The organism is Pseudomonas sp. B1-22, assembly GCF_050474425.1.
GTDB lineage: Bacteria > Pseudomonadota > Gammaproteobacteria > Pseudomonadales > Pseudomonadaceae > Pseudomonas.
This window is the reverse complement of record NZ_JBCHVH010000006.1, coordinates 614,353-635,092: the sequence shown is the minus strand read 5'-3', so window position 1 is coordinate 635,092 and position 20,740 is coordinate 614,353. Positions and strand designations below refer to the sequence as shown.

The 20,740-nt window shown below is 59.3% G+C and carries 23 protein-coding genes; all 23 read left to right on the top strand.

Annotated features, from left to right (window positions below):
* Positions 1–65 precede the first annotated feature (65 nt).
* The 23 genes from rpoB (at position 66) to rplF (ending at position 20,740) form a co-directional block, all read left to right on the top strand.
* Positions 66–4,139 (top strand): DNA-directed RNA polymerase subunit beta, encoded by a 4,074-nt coding sequence (gene rpoB, locus ACQ5BL_RS24945; RefSeq protein ID WP_243805129.1) that lies wholly within the window; start codon positions 66–68, stop codon positions 4,137–4,139.
* 66 nt (positions 4,140–4,205) lie between these two features.
* On the top strand, positions 4,206–8,405 hold the full coding sequence (gene rpoC, locus ACQ5BL_RS24940) for a DNA-directed RNA polymerase subunit beta' (RefSeq protein ID WP_243805130.1): 4,200 nt from the start codon (positions 4,206–4,208) through the stop codon (positions 8,403–8,405).
* A 154-nt stretch (positions 8,406–8,559) separates the two neighbouring features.
* Positions 8,560–8,931 (top strand): 30S ribosomal protein S12, encoded by a 372-nt coding sequence (gene rpsL, locus ACQ5BL_RS24935; protein ID WP_015475317.1) that lies wholly within the window; start codon positions 8,560–8,562, stop codon positions 8,929–8,931.
* Positions 8,932–9,015: 84 nt separating this feature from the next.
* Complete coding sequence (gene rpsG / locus ACQ5BL_RS24930; RefSeq protein WP_243805131.1) at positions 9,016–9,486, top strand: 30S ribosomal protein S7; 471 nt, start codon at positions 9,016–9,018, stop codon at positions 9,484–9,486.
* 30 nt (positions 9,487–9,516) lie between these two features.
* On the top strand, positions 9,517–11,646 hold the full coding sequence (gene fusA / locus ACQ5BL_RS24925) for an elongation factor G (RefSeq protein ID WP_243805132.1): 2,130 nt from the start codon (positions 9,517–9,519) through the stop codon (positions 11,644–11,646).
* Between the two features lie 30 nt (positions 11,647–11,676).
* A complete protein-coding gene (gene tuf, locus ACQ5BL_RS24920; protein WP_065327628.1) occupies positions 11,677–12,870 on the top strand; it encodes an elongation factor Tu in 1,194 nt (397 codons plus the stop codon).
* Between the two features lie 155 nt (positions 12,871–13,025).
* Positions 13,026–13,337, top strand: coding sequence for a 30S ribosomal protein S10 (gene rpsJ, locus ACQ5BL_RS24915; protein ID WP_003243886.1), 312 nt, complete (start codon positions 13,026–13,028; stop codon positions 13,335–13,337).
* Positions 13,338–13,419: 82 nt separating this feature from the next.
* Positions 13,420–14,055 (top strand): 50S ribosomal protein L3, encoded by a 636-nt coding sequence (gene rplC, locus ACQ5BL_RS24910; protein WP_017521905.1) that lies wholly within the window; start codon positions 13,420–13,422, stop codon positions 14,053–14,055.
* A 14-nt stretch (positions 14,056–14,069) separates the two neighbouring features.
* Positions 14,070–14,672: a 50S ribosomal protein L4 gene (gene rplD, locus ACQ5BL_RS24905; RefSeq protein ID WP_017521904.1), complete on the top strand. Its 603-nt coding sequence runs from the start codon at positions 14,070–14,072 to the stop codon at positions 14,670–14,672.
* A complete protein-coding gene (gene rplW / locus ACQ5BL_RS24900; RefSeq protein WP_015475322.1) occupies positions 14,669–14,968 on the top strand; it encodes a 50S ribosomal protein L23 in 300 nt (99 codons plus the stop codon). Before rplD ends, rplW begins: the two co-directional genes overlap by 4 nt.
* 11 nt (positions 14,969–14,979) lie before the next feature.
* Entirely contained in the window at positions 14,980–15,801 is an 822-nt protein-coding gene (gene rplB, locus ACQ5BL_RS24895) for a 50S ribosomal protein L2 (RefSeq protein ID WP_024767388.1), read from the top strand.
* Between the two features lie 16 nt (positions 15,802–15,817).
* Positions 15,818–16,093 (top strand): 30S ribosomal protein S19, encoded by a 276-nt coding sequence (gene rpsS / locus ACQ5BL_RS24890; RefSeq protein WP_015475324.1) that lies wholly within the window; start codon positions 15,818–15,820, stop codon positions 16,091–16,093.
* A gap of 12 nt (positions 16,094–16,105) precedes the next feature.
* Positions 16,106–16,438: a 50S ribosomal protein L22 gene (rplV, locus tag ACQ5BL_RS24885; protein WP_015475325.1), complete on the top strand. Its 333-nt coding sequence runs from the start codon at positions 16,106–16,108 to the stop codon at positions 16,436–16,438.
* A gap of 13 nt (positions 16,439–16,451) precedes the next feature.
* Entirely contained in the window at positions 16,452–17,138 is a 687-nt protein-coding gene (rpsC, locus tag ACQ5BL_RS24880) for a 30S ribosomal protein S3 (protein WP_015475326.1), read from the top strand.
* Between the two features lie 11 nt (positions 17,139–17,149).
* Positions 17,150–17,563, top strand: a complete 414-nt coding sequence (gene rplP / locus ACQ5BL_RS24875) for a 50S ribosomal protein L16 (protein ID WP_009617163.1) — start codon at positions 17,150–17,152, stop codon at positions 17,561–17,563.
* Complete coding sequence (rpmC, locus tag ACQ5BL_RS24870; RefSeq protein WP_003093720.1) at positions 17,563–17,754, top strand: 50S ribosomal protein L29; 192 nt, start codon at positions 17,563–17,565, stop codon at positions 17,752–17,754. Before rplP ends, rpmC begins: the two co-directional genes overlap by 1 nt.
* Before the next feature lie 2 nt (positions 17,755–17,756).
* Positions 17,757–18,023 carry a 30S ribosomal protein S17 gene (gene rpsQ / locus ACQ5BL_RS24865; RefSeq protein WP_152219907.1) on the top strand — a complete coding sequence of 89 codons (267 nt, stop codon included), beginning with the start codon at positions 17,757–17,759 and terminating at the stop codon, positions 18,021–18,023.
* 16 nt (positions 18,024–18,039) lie between these two features.
* The gene (gene rplN / locus ACQ5BL_RS24860) at positions 18,040–18,408 is read left to right on the top strand and encodes a 50S ribosomal protein L14 (protein ID WP_003093714.1); all 369 of its coding nucleotides are present in this window, start codon (positions 18,040–18,042) and stop codon (positions 18,406–18,408) included.
* A gap of 12 nt (positions 18,409–18,420) precedes the next feature.
* Positions 18,421–18,735 (top strand): 50S ribosomal protein L24, encoded by a 315-nt coding sequence (gene rplX / locus ACQ5BL_RS24855; RefSeq protein ID WP_207884735.1) that lies wholly within the window; start codon positions 18,421–18,423, stop codon positions 18,733–18,735.
* Between the two features lie 19 nt (positions 18,736–18,754).
* Positions 18,755–19,294, top strand: coding sequence for a 50S ribosomal protein L5 (rplE, locus tag ACQ5BL_RS24850; protein WP_043248941.1), 540 nt, complete (start codon positions 18,755–18,757; stop codon positions 19,292–19,294).
* Positions 19,295–19,307: 13 nt separating this feature from the next.
* Positions 19,308–19,613: a 30S ribosomal protein S14 gene (gene rpsN / locus ACQ5BL_RS24845; protein ID WP_152219911.1), complete on the top strand. Its 306-nt coding sequence runs from the start codon at positions 19,308–19,310 to the stop codon at positions 19,611–19,613.
* 189 nt (positions 19,614–19,802) lie between these two features.
* Complete coding sequence (gene rpsH, locus ACQ5BL_RS24840; protein ID WP_015475331.1) at positions 19,803–20,195, top strand: 30S ribosomal protein S8; 393 nt, start codon at positions 19,803–19,805, stop codon at positions 20,193–20,195.
* 11 nt (positions 20,196–20,206) lie between these two features.
* On the top strand, positions 20,207–20,740 hold the full coding sequence (gene rplF, locus ACQ5BL_RS24835) for a 50S ribosomal protein L6 (RefSeq protein ID WP_152219913.1): 534 nt from the start codon (positions 20,207–20,209) through the stop codon (positions 20,738–20,740).

Here is a 20,740-nt window from a genome sequence, read left to right as displayed (position 1 = left end):
ATTTTTTGGGCTGCTCCCTGCGAGGGAGAGGCCAAACAAGCAGGTGACCAAGCTGGGGAACGCTGATGGCTTACTCATACACTGAGAAAAAACGTATCCGCAAGGACTTTAGCAAGTTGCCGGACGTCATGGATGTGCCGTATTTGCTGGCCATCCAGCTGGATTCCTATCGCGAATTCCTGCAGGCCGGCGCGAGCAAGGACCAGGTTCGAGACATCGGCCTGCATGCGGCCTTCAAGTCCGTTTTCCCGATTATCAGCTATTCCGGCAATGCTGCCCTGGAATACGTCGGCTACCGTCTGGGTGAGCCGGCATTCGACGTCAAGGAGTGCGTGCTGCGCGGTGTGACTTTCGCCGTCCCGCTGCGTGTGAAAGTGCGCCTGATCATCTTCGACAAAGAATCGTCGAACAAAGCGATCAAGGACATCAAGGAACAGGAAGTCTACATGGGGGAAATCCCCCTGATGACCGAGAACGGTACCTTCATCATCAACGGTACCGAGCGTGTCATCGTTTCCCAGCTGCACCGCTCCCCGGGTGTGTTCTTCGACCACGACCGTGGCAAGACCCACAGCTCCGGCAAGCTGCTGTACTCCGCTCGTATCATCCCTTACCGCGGTTCCTGGCTGGACTTCGAGTTCGATCCGAAGGACTGCGTGTTCGTTCGTATCGACCGTCGCCGCAAGCTGCCGGCTTCCGTCCTGCTGCGCGCGCTGAACTACAGCACCGAGGAAATCCTCAACGCCTTCTATGACACCAACGTCTTCCAGATCAAGGGCGAGACCCTGAACCTGGAACTGGTGCCGTCGCGTCTGCGTGGCGAGATCGCCAGCTTCGACATCAAGGATGCCAGCGGCAAGGTCATCGTCGAAGCGGGTCGCCGTATCACCGCACGCCACATCAACCAGCTCGAGAAGGCTGGCATCACCCAGCTGGAAGTGCCGTTCGACTACCTGATTGGCCGTACCGTTGCCAAGGCTGTCGTGCACCCGGCTACCGGCGAGATCATCGCCGAGTGCAACACCGAGCTGACCGTCGACGCCCTGGCGAAGATCGCCAAGGCCCAGGTCGTGCGCCTGGAAACCCTGTACACCAACGACATCGACTGCGGTCCGTTCATCTCCGACACGCTGAAGATCGACTCCACCAGCAACCAACTGGAAGCGCTGGTCGAGATCTATCGCATGATGCGTCCTGGTGAGCCGCCGACCAAGGAAGCTGCCGAGACGCTGTTCGGCAACCTGTTCTTCAGCGCCGAGCGTTACGACCTGTCGGCCGTTGGCCGCATGAAGTTCAACCGTCGTATCGGTCGCACCGAGATCGAAGGTCCGGGCGTACTGAGCAAGGAAGACATTGTCGAGGTCCTCAAGACCCTGGTTGCCATCCGTAACGGTAAAGGCATCGTCGACGACATCGACCACCTGGGTAACCGTCGCGTCCGCTGCGTCGGCGAGATGGCCGAGAACCAGTTCCGCGTTGGCCTGGTGCGTGTAGAGCGCGCGGTCAAGGAACGCCTGTCGATGGCCGAAAGCGAAGGCCTGATGCCGCAGGACCTGATCAACGCCAAGCCGGTGGCTGCCGCGATCAAGGAGTTCTTCGGTTCCAGCCAGCTGTCGCAGTTCATGGACCAGAACAACCCGCTCTCCGAGATCACCCACAAGCGCCGCGTCTCCGCACTCGGCCCAGGCGGTCTGACCCGTGAGCGCGCGGGCTTCGAGGTTCGTGACGTACACCCGACCCACTACGGCCGCGTGTGCCCGATCGAAACCCCTGAAGGTCCGAACATCGGTCTGATCAACTCCCTGGCCACCTACGCCCGCACCAACAAGTACGGCTTCCTGGAAAGCCCGTACCGCGTGGTGAAGGACGGTCTGGTCAGCGACGACATCGTCTTCCTGTCCGCCATCGAAGAGGCCGATCACGTGATCGCCCAGGCCTCTGCGACCCTGAACGAAAAGGGTCAGCTGATCGACGAACTGGTAGCCGTACGTCACCTGAACGAATTCACCGTGAAGGCGCCGGAAGACGTCACCCTCATGGACGTATCGCCGAAGCAGGTCGTCTCCGTCGCTGCCTCGCTGATTCCGTTCCTCGAGCACGACGACGCCAACCGTGCACTCATGGGTTCGAACATGCAGCGTCAGGCTGTGCCGACCCTGCGCGCCGACAAGCCGCTGGTAGGTACCGGCATGGAGCGCAACGTCGCCCGTGACTCCGGTGTCTGCGTGGTTGCCCGTCGTGGCGGCGTGATCGACTCGGTCGACGCCAGCCGCATCGTGGTGCGCGTGAACGACGACGAAGTCGAGACTGGCGAAGCCGGCGTCGACATCTACAACCTGACCAAGTACACCCGTTCCAACCAGAACACCTGCATCAACCAGCGTCCGCTGGTGCAGAAGGGTGACAAGGTTTCGCGCAGCGACATCCTGGCCGACGGTCCGTCCACCGACATGGGTGAACTGGCTCTGGGTCAGAACATGCGCGTAGCGTTCATGCCCTGGAACGGCTTCAACTTCGAAGACTCCATCTGCCTGTCCGAGCGCGTGGTCCAGGAAGATCGTTTCACCACGATCCACATCCAGGAACTGACCTGCGTTGCCCGTGACACCAAGCTCGGCCCAGAAGAAATCACCGCGGACATCCCGAACGTGGGTGAGGCCGCGCTGAACAAGCTGGACGAAGCCGGCATCGTCTACGTCGGCGCCGAAGTACAGGCCGGCGACATCCTGGTCGGCAAGGTCACCCCGAAAGGCGAGACCCAGCTGACTCCGGAAGAGAAGCTGCTGCGCGCGATCTTCGGTGAGAAGGCGTCCGACGTGAAGGACACCTCCCTGCGCGTGCCGACCGGCACCAAGGGCACCGTCATCGACGTACAGGTCTTCACCCGTGATGGCGTTGAGCGCGACAGCCGTGCCCTGTCCATCGAGAAGATGCAGCTGGACGAGATCCGCAAGGACCTGAACGAAGAGTTCCGCATCGTCGAAGGTGCAACCTTCGAGCGTCTGCGTTCCGCTCTGGTCGGTGCCAAGGCCGAAGGCGGTCCTGCCCTGAAGAAAGGTGCAGAGATCACCGACGAGTACCTGGACGGCCTCGAGCGCGGCCAGTGGTTCAAGCTGCGCATGGCGGAAGATGCTCTGAACGAGCAGCTGGAGAAGGCCCAGGCCTACATCAGCGACCGCCGTCAGATGCTGGACGACAAGTTCGAAGACAAGAAGCGCAAGCTGCAGCAGGGCGACGACCTGGCTCCGGGCGTACTGAAGATCGTCAAGGTCTACCTGGCCATCAAGCGTCGCATCCAGCCGGGCGACAAGATGGCAGGCCGCCACGGTAACAAGGGTGTGGTCTCCGTGATCATGCCGGTCGAAGACATGCCGCACGACGCCAACGGTACTCCGGTCGATATCGTCCTGAACCCGCTGGGCGTACCGTCGCGTATGAACGTCGGTCAGATCCTCGAAACCCACCTGGGCCTCGCGGCCAAGGGCCTGGGCGAGAAGATCAACCGCATGCTCGAAGAGCAGCGCAAGATCGCCGAACTGCGTGCCTTCCTGAACGAGATCTACAACGAGATCGGCGGCCGCCAGGAGAACCTGGACGAGCTGAACGATAACGAGATCATCGCTCTGGCCAACAACCTCAAGGGCGGCGTGCCCATGGCTACCCCGGTATTCGACGGTGCCAAGGAACGCGAGATCAAGGCCATGCTGAAGCTGGCCGATCTGCCGGAGAGCGGCCAGATGCGTCTGTTCGATGGCCGCACCGGCAATCAGTTCGAGCGTACGACCACCGTTGGTTACATGTACATGCTCAAGCTGAACCACCTGGTCGATGACAAGATGCACGCACGTTCCACCGGCTCTTACAGCCTGGTTACCCAGCAGCCGCTGGGTGGTAAGGCGCAGTTCGGTGGCCAGCGTTTCGGGGAGATGGAGGTCTGGGCACTGGAAGCCTACGGTGCCGCCTACACCCTGCAGGAAATGCTGACCGTGAAGTCGGACGACGTGAACGGCCGTACCAAGATGTACAAGAACATCGTGGACGGGGATCACCGCATGGAGGCCGGCATGCCCGAGTCCTTCAACGTGCTGATCAAAGAGATCCGCTCGCTCGGCATCGATATCGAACTGGAAACCGAATAACACGTGACGTCAGAACGGTGCGGCTGGTCAAGGCCAGTCGCACCGGGTCCGTGAGGAGGAAAGGCCTTGAAAGACTTGCTCAATCTGTTGAAAAACCAGGGTCAAATCGAGGAGTTCGATGCCATCCGTATTGGTCTGGCCTCGCCCGAGATGATTCGTTCCTGGTCCTTCGGCGAAGTTAAGAAGCCGGAGACCATCAACTACCGTACCTTCAAGCCGGAGCGCGATGGCCTGTTCTGCGCCAAGATCTTCGGCCCGGTGAAGGACTACGAGTGCCTGTGCGGTAAGTACAAGCGCCTCAAGCACCGCGGTGTGATCTGCGAGAAGTGCGGCGTTGAAGTCGCGCTGGCCAAGGTGCGCCGCGAGCGCATGGGCCACATCGAACTGGCCTCGCCGGTCGCCCACATCTGGTTCCTGAAGTCCCTGCCGTCCCGTATCGGCCTGCTGCTGGACATGACCCTGCGTGACATCGAGCGCGTGCTCTATTTCGAGAGCTACGTGGTGATCGACCCGGGCATGACCACCCTGGAGAAGGGCCAGCTGCTGAATGACGAGCAGTACTTCGAAGCCCTCGAAGAGTTCGGTGACGACTTCGACGCCCGCATGGGTGCGGAAGCCGTTCGCGAGCTGCTCAACGCTATCGATCTGGAGCACGAGATCGGCCGCCTGCGCGAAGAGATTCCGCAGACCAACTCGGAAACCAAGATCAAGAAGCTGTCCAAGCGCCTGAAGCTGATGGAAGCCTTCCAGGGCTCCGGCAACCATCCCGAGTGGATGGTGCTGACCGTCCTGCCGGTGCTGCCGCCGGACCTGCGTCCGCTGGTTCCTCTGGATGGCGGCCGCTTCGCGACTTCGGATCTGAACGATCTGTATCGCCGCGTGATCAACCGTAACAACCGTCTGAAGCGCCTGCTCGACCTGGCTGCTCCGGACATCATCGTGCGCAACGAAAAGCGCATGCTGCAGGAAGCCGTCGACGCCCTGCTGGACAACGGCCGTCGTGGCCGTGCCATCACCGGCTCGAACAAGCGCCCGCTGAAGTCCCTGGCCGACATGATCAAGGGCAAGCAGGGTCGCTTCCGTCAGAACCTGCTCGGTAAGCGCGTGGACTACTCCGGTCGTTCGGTAATTACCGTAGGCCCGACCCTGCGTCTGCACCAGTGCGGTCTGCCGAAGAAAATGGCCCTGGAACTGTTCAAGCCGTTCATCTTCGGCAAGCTGGAAGGTCGTGGCATGGCCACCACCATCAAGGCCGCCAAGAAGATGGTCGAGCGCGAGCTGCCGGAAGTGTGGGACGTTCTCGCTGAAGTCATCCGCGAACACCCCGTACTGCTGAACCGTGCGCCGACCCTGCACCGTCTGGGCATCCAGGCGTTCGAGCCGGTACTGATCGAAGGTAAAGCCATCCAGCTGCACCCGCTGGTCTGCGCCGCGTACAACGCCGACTTCGACGGTGACCAGATGGCCGTGCACGTTCCGCTGACCCTCGAGGCTCAGCTGGAAGCACGCGCGCTGATGATGTCCACCAACAACATTCTGTCGCCCGCCAACGGCGAGCCGATCATCGTTCCGTCGCAGGACGTGGTAATGGGTCTGTACTACATGACCCGTGAAGCGATCAATGCGAAGGGCGAGGGCATGGCGTTCGCAGACCTGCAGGAAGTTGACCGCGCCTACCGCAGCGGCCAGGTGTCTCTGCACGCCCGCGTAAAAGTGCGCATCAACGAGAAGATCAAGAACGAAGACGGCTCCCTGACCGCCAACACCCGTATCGTCGACTCCACTGTCGGCCGTGCGCTGCTGTTCCAGGTGGTTCCGGCCGGCCTGCCCTTCGACGTGGTCAACCAGTCGATGAAGAAGAAGGCGATCTCCAAGCTGATCAACCACTGCTACCGCGTGGTGGGTCTGAAGGACACCGTCATCTTCGCTGACCAGCTGATGTACACCGGCTTCGCCTACTCGACCATCTCCGGTGTGTCGATCGGCGTGAACGACTTCGTCATCCCGGACGAAAAGGCCCGCATCATCGATGCCGCCACCGAGGAAGTGAAGGAGATCGAGAGCCAGTACGCCTCCGGCCTGGTAACCCAGGGCGAGAAGTACAACAAGGTGATCGACCTCTGGTCCAAGGCCAACGACGAAGTGTCCAAGGCGATGATGGCCAACCTCTCGAAAGAGAAGGTGACCGATCGCGAGGGTAAGCAGGTCGACCAGGAGTCCTTCAACTCCATGTACATGATGGCGGACTCCGGTGCGCGGGGTTCCGCGGCCCAGATCCGTCAGCTGGCCGGTATGCGTGGCCTGATGGCCAAGCCGGACGGCTCCATCATCGAGACCCCGATCACCGCGAACTTCCGTGAAGGTCTGAACGTACTCCAGTACTTCATCTCCACTCACGGTGCTCGTAAAGGTCTGGCGGATACCGCACTGAAGACCGCGAACTCCGGTTACCTGACCCGTCGTCTCGTCGACGTGGCCCAGGACCTGGTCGTGACCGAGATCGACTGCGGCACCGAGCATGGCCTGGTCATGTCCCCGCACATCGAAGGCGGCGACGTGGTAGAGCCGCTGGGTGAGCGTGTACTCGGCCGCGTGATTGCTCGCGACGTGTTCAAGCCGGGCGGTGACGACGTGATCGTCGAAGCCGGCACCCTGATCGACGAGAAGTGGGTCGATTTCCTCGAGCAGATGAGCGTCGACGAAGTCGTTGTACGTTCGCCGATCACCTGCGAAACCCGTCATGGCATCTGCGCCATGTGCTACGGCCGCGATCTGGCCCGTGGTCACCGCGTGAACATCGGTGAGGCTGTCGGCGTTATCGCTGCCCAGTCGATCGGTGAGCCGGGTACCCAGCTGACCATGCGTACCTTCCACATCGGTGGTGCGGCCAGCCGTACTTCCGCCGTGGACAACGTACAGGTCAAGAACGGCGGCACCATCCGCCTGCACAACCTGAAGCACGTAGAGCGTGCCGACGGCGCCCTGGTAGCGGTTTCCCGTTCCGGTGAGCTGGCGGTAGCCGACGACTTCGGTCGTGAGCGCGAGCGCTACAAGCTGCCGTACGGTGCGGTGATTTCCGTGAAGGAAGGTGACAAGGTCGACCCGGGCGCCATCGTCGCCAAGTGGGACCCGCACACCCACCCGATCGTCACCGAGATGGACGGCACCGTGGCCTTCGTGGGCATGGAAGAGGGCATCACCATCAAGCGTCAGACCGACGAACTGACCGGTCTGACCAACATCGAGGTGATGGATCCGAAGGATCGTCCGGCTGCCGGCAAGGACATTCGTCCGGCCGTGAAGCTGATCGACGCCGCAGGCAAGGACCTGCTGCTGCCGGGTACCGACGTACCTGCACAGTACTTCCTGCCGGCGAACGCCCTGGTCAACCTCAACGACGGCGCGAAAGTGCGTATCGGTGACGTGATCGCGCGTATCCCGCAGGAAACCTCGAAAACCCGCGACATCACCGGTGGTCTGCCGCGCGTTGCCGACCTGTTCGAAGCTCGTCGTCCGAAAGAGCCTTCGATCCTGGCGGAAATCAGCGGCACCATTTCCTTCGGCAAGGAAACCAAGGGCAAGCGCCGCCTGGTCATCACTCCCACCGACGGTAGCGATCCGTACGAGGAGCTGATTCCGAAGTGGCGTCACCTGAACGTGTTCGAAGGTGAACAGGTAAGCCGTGGCGAAGTGATCTCCGACGGCCCGAGCAACCCGCACGACATCCTCCGTCTGCTGGGCGTGAGCTCGCTGGCCAAGTACATCGTCAACGAGATCCAGGACGTTTACCGTCTGCAGGGCGTGAAGATCAACGACAAGCACATCGAGACCATCCTGCGCCAGATGCTGCGCAAGGTCGAAGTGGCCGAGTCGGGCGATTCGTCCTTCATCAAGGGCGATCAGGTCGAGCTGGTTCACGTGCTGGAAGAGAACGAAGTACTGGCTACCCAGGACAAGTTCCCGGCCAAGTACGAGCGCGTCCTGCTGGGTATCACCAAGGCCTCGCTGTCCACCGAGTCGTTCATCTCGGCGGCATCCTTCCAGGAGACCACTCGCGTCCTCACCGAGGCGGCGGTCACCGGCAAGCGCGATTTCCTGCGCGGTCTGAAGGAAAACGTGGTCGTGGGTCGTCTGATCCCGGCGGGTACCGGTCTGGCCTACCACAGCGAGCGCAAGCGTCAGCGCGATCTCGGCAAACCGCAGCGTGTGAGCGCCAGCGAAGCCGAAGCCGCACTGGCCGAAGCGCTCAATCTGAGCGGTAACTAAGCCTCAAACAAAGCCCCGGTTGTCTTGACAACCGGGGCTTTGTCTTGACGGTGTACAGGAACCTCATTAGTATCTTGTACCCCGAAAATTGGCAGGGCTCACGCTCTGCCCATTTTCGTTTTTAAGTGTCGTAAGACAATCAGTGGAGCTATAGATGGCAACTATCAACCAGCTGGTGCGCAAACCGCGCAAGCGCCTGGTAGACAAGAGCGGCGTTCCTGCCCTGCAGAACTGCCCTCAGCGTCGCGGCGTATGCACCCGCGTATACACCACCACCCCGAAGAAGCCGAACTCCGCACTGCGTAAAGTGTGCCGTGTTCGTCTGACCAACGGTTTCGAGGTTTCCTCGTACATCGGTGGTGAAGGTCACAACCTGCAAGAGCACAGCGTAGTGCTGATCCGCGGCGGTCGTGTAAAGGACCTCCCGGGTGTGCGTTACCACACCGTGCGCGGTTCGCTGGATACCTCCGGCGTTAAAGACCGTAAGCAGGGTCGTTCGAAGTACGGCGCCAAGCGTCCGAAGTAATTTTGTTTTCCTATTTTCTGAGTCGATAAGAGTAAGGTCGGGCATCGTCCCGGGCTAACCTGAAGACCGTTTGAGGGCTTATCAATGCCAAGACGTCGTGTAGCGGCCAAACGTGAGATCCTGGCCGATCCTAAGTACGGAAGCCAGATTCTGGCCAAGTTCATGAACCACGTGATGGAAAGCGGCAAGAAAGCCGTTGCCGAGCGTATCGTTTACGGTGCTCTGGACAAGGTCAAAGAGCGCGGTAAAGCCGACCCCCTGGAACTCTTCGAAAAAGCACTCGACGCCATCGCTCCGCTGGTCGAAGTGAAGTCCCGCCGTGTAGGCGGTGCTACCTACCAGGTTCCGGTCGAAGTACGTCCGTCCCGTCGTAATGCGCTGGCCATGCGTTGGCTGGTGGACTTCGCCCGCAAGCGTGGCGAGAAGTCCATGGCTCTGCGCCTCGCTGGCGAACTGATGGACGCCGCTGAAGGTAAAGGCGCCGCCGTCAAGAAGCGTGAAGACGTGCACCGTATGGCTGAAGCCAACAAAGCGTTCTCGCACTACCGCTTCTAATTACGGCAACAATACTTCTGCGAGGGCTTTATGGCTCGTAATACAGCAATCAACCGCTACCGGAACATTGGTATCTGTGCCCACGTTGACGCGGGCAAGACCACCACCACCGAGCGGATCCTGTTCTACACAGGTCTCAGCCACAAGATGGGTGAGGTGCACGACGGCGCTGCTACCACCGACTGGATGGTGCAGGAGCAGGAGCGTGGTATCACCATCACTTCCGCTGCGATCACCACCTTCTGGGAAGGTTCGCGCGGCCAGTACGACAAGTACCGCGTAAACGTCATCGACACCCCCGGCCACGTAGACTTCACCATTGAAGTTGAGCGCTCCCTGCGCGTACTGGACGGCGCTGTCGTGGTGTTCTGCGGCACCTCCGGCGTTGAGCCGCAGTCCGAAACCGTATGGCGTCAGGCCAACAAGTACGGCGTTCCGCGTATCGTCTACGTGAACAAGATGGACCGCGCTGGCGCCAACTTCCTGCGCGTTGTCGGTCAGATCAAGAACCGTCTGGGTCACACCCCGGTTCCGGTTCAGCTGGCCATCGGTGCAGAAGATGACTTCCAGGGTCAGATCGACCTGATGAAGATGAAGGCCATCTACTGGAACGAAGACGACAAGGGCACCTCTTACCGTGAGGAAGAGATCCCTGCCGAGCTGCTGGATCTGGCCACCGAGTGGCGCAGCAACATGGTTGAGGCTGCTGCCGAAGCCAACGAAGAGCTGATGAACAAGTACCTGGAAGAAGGTGAGCTGTCGATCGAAGAGATCAAGGCCGGCCTGCGTCAGCGTACTATCGCCTGCGAAATCGTTCCGGCTGTTTGCGGCTCCTCGTTCAAGAACAAGGGCGTGCCCCTGGTTCTCGACGCCGTTATCGACTTCCTGCCTGCTCCGACCGAGATTCCGGCGATTCAGGGCGTCCACCCGGACAGCACTGATGACAACGAAATCCACGACGAGCGTCCGGCTGACGACAACGCTCCGTTCTCCGCTCTGGCGTTCAAGATCGCTACCGACCCGTTCGTAGGTACCCTGACCTTCGTTCGCGTCTACTCGGGCGTTCTGGAGTCCGGCCAATCGGTCGTCAACTCCGTGAAAGGCAAGAAAGAGCGCGTTGGTCGTATGGTGCAGATGCACGCCAACCAGCGTGACGAGATCAAAGAAGTACGCGCTGGCGACATCGCTGCTCTGATCGGCATGAAGGACGTCACCACCGGTGACACCCTGTGCGACATCGAGAAGCCGATCATCCTCGAGCGTATGGACTTCCCGGAGCCGGTAATCTCGGTAGCTGTTGAGCCGAAGACCAAGGCTGACCAGGAGAAGATGGGTATCGCCCTCGGCAAGCTGGCCCAGGAAGACCCGTCGTTCCGCGTCAAGACCGACGAAGAAACCGGCCAGACCATCATCTCCGGTATGGGTGAGCTGCACCTGGACATCCTCGTCGACCGCATGAAGCGCGAGTTCGGCGTCGAGGCCAACATCGGCAAGCCGCAGGTTTCCTACCGCGAAACCATCTCCAAGGACAACGTAGAGATCGAAGGCAAGTTCGTTCGCCAGTCCGGCGGCCGCGGCCAGTTCGGTCACTGCTGGATCCGCTTCTCGACTCCGGATGTGGACGAGAAGGGCAACATCACCGAAGGTCTCGTCTTCGTCAACGAAGTCGTGGGCGGTGTGGTACCGAAGGAATACATCCCGGCGATCCAGAAAGGTATCGAAGAGCAGATGAAGAACGGCGTTGTTGCCGGCTATCCGCTCATCGGCCTGAAGGCCACCGTGTTCGATGGTTCCTACCACGACGTCGACTCCAACGAGATGGCGTTCAAGATCGCTGCTTCCATGGCGACCAAGCAACTGGCCCAGAAGGGCGGTGGTAAGGTGCTTGAGCCGATCATGAAGGTAGAGGTGGTGACTCCTGAGGACTACATGGGCGATGTGATGGGTGACCTGAACCGTCGTCGTGGTCTGATTCAGGGGATGGAAGACTCGGTCTCCGGTAAGGTGATTCGTGCCGAGGTTCCGCTGGGCGAAATGTTCGGTTACGCAACCGACGTGCGTTCCATGTCCCAGGGTCGCGCAAGCTACTCTATGGAATTCTCCAAGTACGCCGAGGCTCCGTCGAACATCGTCGAAGCTCTCGTTAAAAAACAAGCTTGATTCAGCCCTTTAAGTACGAGGTTTACTGTCGTGGCTAAGGAAAAATTCGAACGTAACAAACCGCACGTCAACGTTGGCACCATCGGTCACGTTGACCACGGTAAAACCACTCTGACCGCTGCTTTGACCAAGGTCTGCTCCGAGACCTGGGGCGGCTCCGCTCGCGCTTTCGACCAGATCGACAACGCGCCGGAAGAGAAGGCTCGTGGTATCACCATCAATACTTCTCACGTTGAATACGACTCGCCCGTTCGTCACTACGCGCACGTAGACTGCCCGGGCCACGCCGACTACGTGAAGAACATGATCACCGGTGCTGCGCAGATGGACGGCGCGATCCTGGTTTGCTCGGCAGCTGACGGCCCCATGCCGCAGACCCGCGAGCACATCCTGCTGTCCCGTCAGGTAGGCGTTCCTTACATTGTCGTGTTCCTGAACAAGGCCGACATGGTTGACGACGCCGAGCTGCTGGAACTGGTCGAGATGGAAGTTCGCGATCTGCTGAACACCTACGACTTCCCGGGCGACGACACTCCGATCGTGATCGGTTCCGCTCTGATGGCTCTGAACGGCCAGGACGACAACGAGATGGGCGTTTCCGCCGTGCGCAAGCTGGTAGAAACCCTGGACTCCTACATCCCCGAGCCGGTTCGTGCAATCGACCAGCCGTTCCTGATGCCGATCGAAGACGTGTTCTCGATCTCCGGTCGTGGCACCGTGGTAACTGGCCGTGTTGAGCGTGGCATCGTCAAGGTTCAGGAAGAAGTGGAAATCGTCGGCATCAAGGCGACCACCAAGACCACCTGCACCGGCGTTGAAATGTTCCGCAAGCTGCTCGACGAAGGTCGTGCTGGTGAGAACGTTGGCGTTCTGCTGCGCGGCACCAAGCGTGAAGACGTAGAGCGTGGCCAGGTTCTGGCCAAGCCGGGCACCATCAAGCCGCACACCAAGTTCGAGTGCGAAGTGTACGTGCTGTCCAAGGAAGAAGGTGGTCGTCACACCCCGTTCTTCAAGGGCTACCGTCCGCAGTTCTACTTCCGTACCACCGACGTAACCGGCAACTGCGAACTGCCGGAAGGCGTTGAGATGGTAATGCCGGGCGACAACGTGAAAATGGTTGTCACCCTGATCGCTCCGATCGCCATGGAAGATGGTCTGCGCTTCGCGATCCGCGAAGGCGGCCGTACCGTTGGCGCCGGCGTGGTTGCCAAGATCATCGAGTAATCGCTGATCCGCTCCAGAAAAAGGGACCCCTCGGGGTCCCTTTTTCGTTGAGTTGGTTAAATATTGACACCCCCAAGGTGCATCCGTACAATTGCGCCTCCTTTTAACGGGCGGAGTCCGCCCGTTGGGAATGGCAACTTGGAGTCTGAGGTCAAATGCAAAATCAACAAATCCGTATTCGGTTGAAGGCTTTTGACCATCGCCTGATCGACCAATCTACCCAGGAAATCGTGGAAACCGCGAAACGTACTGGCGCTCAGGTGCGTGGTCCGATTCCTCTGCCGACCCGCAAGGAACGTTACACCGTGCTGATTTCCCCGCACGTCAACAAGGACGCTCGTGACCAGTACGAAATTCGTACCCACAAGCGTGTTCTCGACATCGTTCAGCCGACCGACAAAACCGTCGACGCGCTGATGAAGCTCGACCTTGCTGCTGGCGTCGAAGTACAGATCAGCCTCGGCTAATGCCTTCGGCATTGGTCGTGTAACGCTCTGAAATGGGCGGCCATAGCGGGTGAAAGCCCCGTACACTAAAGAGGTTCTAAAGATGACAATTGGTGTTGTCGGTCGTAAGTGCGGCATGACCCGCATCTTCACCGAAGATGGTGTCTCCATTCCGGTCACGGTCATTGAGGTCGAGCCGAATCGCGTCACCCAGTTCAAAAACGAAGAAAGCGATGGCTATCGCGCTGTGCAGGTAACTGCTGGCGAGCGTCGTGCTTCTCGCGTGACCAAGGCGCAAGCCGGTCACTTTGCCAAGGCGAATGTCGCCGCCGGTCGCGGCGTGTGGGAATTCCGTCTGGGCGAAGAGGAGTTCAAGGCAGGCGATTCCATCTCTGTCGATCTGTTCCAGGCAGGCCAGCTGGTAGACGTTACCGGTGAGTCCAAGGGTAAAGGCTTCGCCGGTACCATCAAGCGCTGGAACTTCCGTGGTCAAGATAACACCCACGGTAACTCCGTTTCCCACCGCGTCCCGGGTTCCATCGGCCAGTGCCAGACTCCTGGTCGAGTGTTCAAGGGCAAGAAAATGTCCGGCCATCTGGGTGCTGAGCGTGTAACCGTTCAATCCCTGGAAGTCGTACGTGTCGATGCAGAGCGCAATCTGCTGCTGGTCAAAGGTGCCGTTCCCGGCGCTACCGGTGGTGATGTGCTGGTGCGTCCGGCAGCCAAGGCTCGCGGTTAAGAGAGGAAGCTGAGATGCAACTGAATGTAAATGGCGCTCAGGCGATCGAAGTTTCCGAGCGTACCTTTGGCAGCGAATTCAACGAGACCCTGGTTCACCAGGCAGTCGTCGCCTACATGGCTGGCGGCCGTCAGGGCACCAAGGCTCAGAAGACTCGTTCCGAAGTTTCCGGTGGCGGCAAGAAGCCGTGGCGTCAGAAGGGCACTGGTCGTGCTCGTGCTGGCACCATCCGCAGCCCCATCTGGCGTGGCGGCGGCGCGACCTTCGCAGCCAAGCCCCAGGATCACTCCCAGAAGCTCAACAAGAAGATGTACCGCGCTGCTCTGCGCTCCATCCTCTCTGAGCTGGTTCGTCTGGATCGTCTGGTTGTCGTTGCCGACTTCGCTGTCGATGCACCGAAGACCAAAGGTCTGGTCAGCAAGCTGGAAGGCCTGGGCCTGAAAGATGTACTGATCGTCACCGAAGGCGTCGATGAGAACCTGTACCTGGCAGCTCGCAACCTGGCCCACGTCGATGTACGTGACGTACAGGCTTCCGATCCGGTCAGCCTCATTGCCTACGACAAGGTGCTGGTCACCGTGTCTGCCGTGAAGAAGTTCGAGGAGCTGCTGGCATGAACCAGGAACGCGTATTCAAGGTGCTGCTGGGCCCGCATATCTCCGAGAAGGCCACTGGCCTGGCGGACGGCAACAGCCAATTCGTTTTCAAGGTTGCCACTGATGCAACCAAGCTGGAAATCAAGAAGGCCGTAGAAAGCCTGTTCGGCGTGAAAGTACGTCGCGTCACCACCCTGAACGTTCAGGGCAAGACCAAGCGTACCGTTCGCGGCCTGGGCAAGCGTAACGACTGGAAAAAAGCGTACATCGCTCTCCAGCCGGGCCAGGATCTCGATTTCGCAGCTGGCGCTGAGTAAAGGGGTGCATCATGGCAATCGTTAAATGCAAACCGACTTCCGCTGGTCGTCGTTTCGTCGTCAAGGTAGTGAACCAGGACCTGCACAAAGGTGCTCCGTTCGCTCCCCTGCTCGAGAAGAAGTCCAAGTCGGGCGGCCGTAACAACAACGGTCGTATCACCACCCGTCATATCGGTGGTGGCCACAAGCAGCACTATCGTCTGGTCGACTTCCGTCGCAACAAGGATGGCATCCCTGCCATCGTTGAGCGCGTCGAATACGATCCGAACCGTACTGCTCACATCGCTCTGCTGAAATACGCGGACGGCGAGCGTCGTTACATCATCGCCCCGAAAGGCGTGGTGGCTGGCGATCAACTGATCTCCGGTATCGGCGCTCCGATCAAGGCCGGCAACAACATGCCGCTGCGCAACATCCCGGTGGGTAGCACCATCCACGGTATCGAACTGAAGCCTGGCAAAGGTGCTCAGATCGCTCGCTCCGCTGGCGCTTCGGCTCAGCTGGTTGCCCGTGAAGGCGCTTACGTAACCGTGCGTCTGCGTTCCGGCGAAATGCGCAAAGTCCTGGCTGACTGCCGTGCGACCCTGGGCGAAGTCTCGAACTCCGAGCACAGCCTGCGTTCGCTGGGTAAAGCTGGTGCCAAGCGCTGGCGTGGCGTTCGCCCGACCGTTCGTGGTGTTGCCATGAACCCGGTCGACCACCCGCATGGTGGTGGTGAAGGTCGTACCTCTGCTGGTCGTCATCCGGTATCGCCGTGGGGTCTTCAGACCAAGGGTAAGAAGACTCGCGCGAACAAGCGTACCGACAACATGATCGTCCGTCGCCGCAAGTAAATAGAGGGATACGACAGTGCCACGTTCTCTGAAAAAAGGTCCTTTTATCGATCTTCACCTGCTGAAGAAGATCGAAGTGGCGGTGGAAAAGAACGACCGCAAGCCGATCAAGACCTGGTCGCGCCGTTCGATGATCCTGCCGCACATGGTTGGTCTGACCATCGCTGTCCACAACGGCCGTCAACACGTGCCCGTTCTGGTCAACGAAGACATGGTCGGTCACAAACTCGGCGAGTTCGCTGCTACCCGCACTTATCGTGGGCACGCTGCGGACAAGAAAGCCAAGCGTTAAGGGGTAAGGAAGATGGAAGTAGCCGCTAAGCTCTCGGGCGCTCGTATCTCCGCCCAGAAAGCCCGCTTGGTCGCCGACCAGATCCGCGGGAAGAAGGTGGGCGATGCGCTCAACCTCCTGGCTTTCAGCAACAAGAAAGCCGCCGAGATCATGAAGAAAGTGCTGGAGTCGGCCGTTGCCAACGCCGAGCACAACGAAGGTGCCGATGTAGACGATCTCAAAGTCTCCACCGTCTTCGTCAACGAAGGTCGTTCGCTCAAGCGCATCATGCCGCGTGCCAAAGGCCGTGCTGATCGCATCGTCAAGCGGTCTTGCCATATCACTGTCAAGGTTGCGGACAAGTAACGGAGTCGATCAGATGGGTCAGAAAGTACATCCCAATGGCATCCGCCTGGGTATCGTCAAGGAGCACACCTCCGTTTGGTACGCAGATAAGCGCACTTACGCCGATTATCTGTTCGCCGACCTGAAGGTCCGTGAGTACCTCCAAGACAAACTAAAAAGCGCGTCCGTAAGCCGTATCGACATCCATCGTCCGGCTCAGACTGCACGTATCACCATCCACACCGCTCGTCCCGGCATCGTGATCGGCAAGAAAGGTGAAGATGTTGAGAAGCTGCGTCAGGACCTGACCAAGCAAATGGGTGTGCCGGTGCACATCAACATCGAAGAGATCCGCAAGCCGGAACTCGACGGTATGCTGGTTGCGCAAAGCGTAGCTCAGCAGCTGGAGCGTCGCGTTATGTTCCGTCGCGCCATGAAGCGCGCTGTACAGAACGCCATGCGCATTGGTGCCAAAGGCATCAAGATCCAGGTAAGCGGTCGTCTGGGCGGCGCTGAAATCGCTCGTACCGAGTGGTATCGCGAAGGTCGTGTGCCCCTGCACACCCTGCGTGCCGACATCGACTATGCAACCTACGAAGCGCACACCACCTACGGTGTGATCGGTGTGAAGGTTTGGATCTTCAAAGGTGAGGTCATCGGTGGCCGCCAGGAAGAGCTGAAGCCTGTAGCGCCCGCTCCTCGTAAAAAAGCTGCTAAGTAAGGAGTACGCAAATGCTGCAACCTAAGCGTACGAAGTTCCGCAAGCAAATGACCGGTCACAACCGTGGCCTGGCTCATCGCGGTTCCAAAGTCAGCTTCGGCGAGTTCGCCCTCAAGGCAACCAGCCGTGGCCGTCTCACCGCGCGTCAGATCGAGTCCGCACGTCGTGCGCTGACCCGTCACGTAAAACGTGGCGGCAAGATCTGGATTCGCGTATTCCCCGACAAGCCTGTTACCAAGAAGCCCCTGGAAGTACGTATGGGTAAAGGTAAGGGCGGCGTCGAGTACTGGGTAGCCCAGATTCAACCGGGCAAGGTCCTGTACGAGATCGAGGGTGTATCCGAAGAGCTGGCGCGTGAGGCATTCGCCCTGGCTGCTGCAAAGCTGCCGCTCGCCACCTCCTTTGTTAAGCGGACGGTGATGTGATGAAAGCGAATGAACTTCGTGAAAAATCCGTTGAGCAGCTGAACGAGCAACTGCTCGGCCTGCTGCGCGACCAGTTCAATCTGCGCATGCAGAAAGCAACTGGCCAGTTGGGGCAGTCTCACCTGCTCTCGCAAGTGAAGCGCGACATCGCTCGCGTTAAAACTGTGCTCAACCAGCAAGCAGGTAAGTAATCATGGCTGAAGCTCAGAACACCGTCCGTACGCTGACCGGCCGCGTCGTCAGCGACAAGATGGACAAGACCGTCACCGTACTGATCGAGCGCCGCGTAAAGCACCCGATCTACGGCAAATACGTGAAGCGTTCGACCAAACTGCACGCCCACGACGAAACCAATCAGTGCCGCGTTGGTGACCTGGTCACCATCCGCGAAACCCGTCCGCTGGCCAAAACCAAGGCCTGGACCCTGGTTGATATCGTCGAGCGCGCGGTTGAAGTCTAAGGGTCGGAGATAGAAGATGATTCAGACTCAATCCATGCTCGATGTCGCTGACAACAGCGGCGCGCGTCGCGTAATGTGCATCAAGGTACTCGGCGGTTCCCACCGCCGTTACGCCGGCATTGGCGACATCATCAAGGTCACCGTCAAGGAAGCAATTCCGCGTGGCAAGGTGAAGAAGGGCCAGGTAATGACTGCCGTGGTCGTTCGCACCAAGCACGGCGTACGTCGTACCGACGGTTCCATCATTCGCTTCGACGGCAACGCCGCCGTCCTGCTGAACAACAAGCAGGAGCCGATCGGCACCCGTATCTTCGGGCCGGTGACTCGTGAACTTCGTACCGAGAAGTTCATGAAGATCGTCTCCCTTGCCCCTGAAGTGCTGTAAGGAGTAGCCGTCATGCAAAAAATTCGTCGTGACGACGAAGTCATCGTCATTGCCGGCAAGGACAAGGGCAAGCGTGGCAAAGTGGTCAAGGTTCTGGCTGACGATCGTCTGGTCGTTGGCGGTGTGAACCTGGTCAAGCGCCACACCAAGCCCAACCCCATGCTCAACCAGCAAGGCGGGATCGTCGAGAAGGAGGCGCCTCTGCACGTCTCCAACGTCGCCATCTTCAACGCTGAAACCAACAAGGCTGACCGCGTTGGTTTCAAAGTCGAAGACGGTAAGAAGATTCGTGTCTTCAAGTCGACCCAGAAACCGGTTCAGGCTTGAGGGAGCTAGGTAGATCACCATGGCACGATTGAAAGAAATTTATCGGAAGGAAATCGCTCCCAAGCTGAAGCAAGAGCTTCAGCTGGCGAACGTGATGGAAGTTCCGCGCGTTACCAAAATCACCCTGAACATGGGTCTTGGCGAAGCTGTCGGTGACAAGAAAGTCATCGAGAGCGCCGTTGCCGATCTGGAAAAGATCGCGGGTCAAAAGCCGGTCGTGACTTACGCTCGTAAGTCGATCGCTGGCTTCAAGATCCGTGAAGGCTGGCCGATTGGCGTGAAAGTCACCCTGCGTGGCGATCGCATGTACGAGTTCCTGGACCGTCTGCTGTCGATCTCCCTGCCTCGTGTACGTGACTTCCGCGGTCTGAATGCCAAGTCCTTCGACGGTCGCGGCAACTACAGCATGGGTGTCAAAGAGCAGATCATCTTCCCGGAAATCGATTACGACAAGATCGATGCCCTCCGCGGTATGGATATCACTCTGACCACCACCGCTCGTTCGGATGATGAAGGTCGTGCCCTGCTGCGCGCCTTCAACTTCCCGTTCCGCAACTGATTGGAGTAGGACCATGGCTAAAGAGAGCATGAAGAACCGTGAGCTGAAGCGTCAGCAAACGGTAGCCAAGTACGCTAAAAAGCGTGCCGAGCTGAAAGCGATCATCGCTAATCCGAACTCCTCCGCGGAAGAGCGTTGGAATGCCCAGGTCGCCCTGCAGAAGCAGCCCCGTGACGCGAGCGCCAGCCGCCTGCGTAACCGCTGCCGTCTGACCGGTCGTCCGCACGGCTTCTACCGCAAGTTCGGTCTGAGCCGTAACAAGCTGCGCGAAGCTGCAATGCGCGGCGACGTACCGGGTCTGGTGAAAGCCAGCTGGTAAGTCGTTAGCGGAGCCGGCAACGGCTCCGTTGATCGCTTAACGAATCAAGCCCCCTCGTGGGGCTTGATTCGTTTTTGAGCGATCTCTAGAATACCCGGCTCCCCTGAGCCCGGGTTTTAGTTCGCCTGGCGTTTTGAGGGCGAGTTATGAAGTTGAAGGCTTATCTTTTGTATCAGGAGCATTAAGCCCATGAGTATGCAGGACCCGTTAGCAGACATGCTAACTCGCATCCGTAATGCCCAGATGGCTGAGAAGACCGTCGTGAGCATGCCGTCTTCCAAGCTGAAAGCGGCAGTCGCCAAAGTCCTCAAGGACGAAGGTTACATTGCGGATTTCCAAGTCACCGCCGAGGCCAAGCCTCTGCTGTCGATCGAGCTGAAGTACTTCGAAGGCAAGCCTGTCATCGAGGAAGTGAAGCGAATCAGCCGTCCTGGCCTGCGCCAGTACAAATCCGTAGACCAGCTGCCGAAAGTTCGCGGCGGCCTGGGTGTTTCGATCGTTTCCACCAACAAAGGTGTGATGACTGATCGTGCTGCCCGTGCCGCTGGCGTCGGTGGCGAAGTGCTCTGCACTGTGTTCTAAGGGGAATCAGCATGTCTCGCGTTGCTAAGAACCCCGTCGTTCTGCCCGCTGGCGTTGAAATCAAGCTGGCTGGTCAGGAACTTTCGATCAAGGGTGCCAAAGGCGCTCTCGAGCTGAAAGTACATCCGTCCGTCGAAGTCATTCAGGACAACGGTGAGCTGCGTTTCGCTGCGCGTAACGGCGACCAGCAGACCCGTGCCATGGCCGGTACCACCCGCGCTCTGGTCAACAACATGGTAATCGGCGTCAGCCAGGGCTTCGAGCGCAAGCTCCAGCTGGTCGGCGTTGGTTACAAGGCGCAGGCCAAAGGCCAAGTGCTGTCCCTGGCTCTCGGCTTCTCCCACCCGGTTGATTACGAACTGCCTGCCGGCATCGTAGCGGAAACCCCCAGCCAGACCGACATCCTGATCAAGGGTATCGACAAGCAGCTGGTCGGCCAGGTCGCCGCGGAAATCCGCGACTTCCGTCCGCCGGAGCCGTACAAAGGCAAGGGCGTGCGTTACGCCGACGAAGTCGTCCTTCGTAAAGAAGCCAAGAAGAAGTAG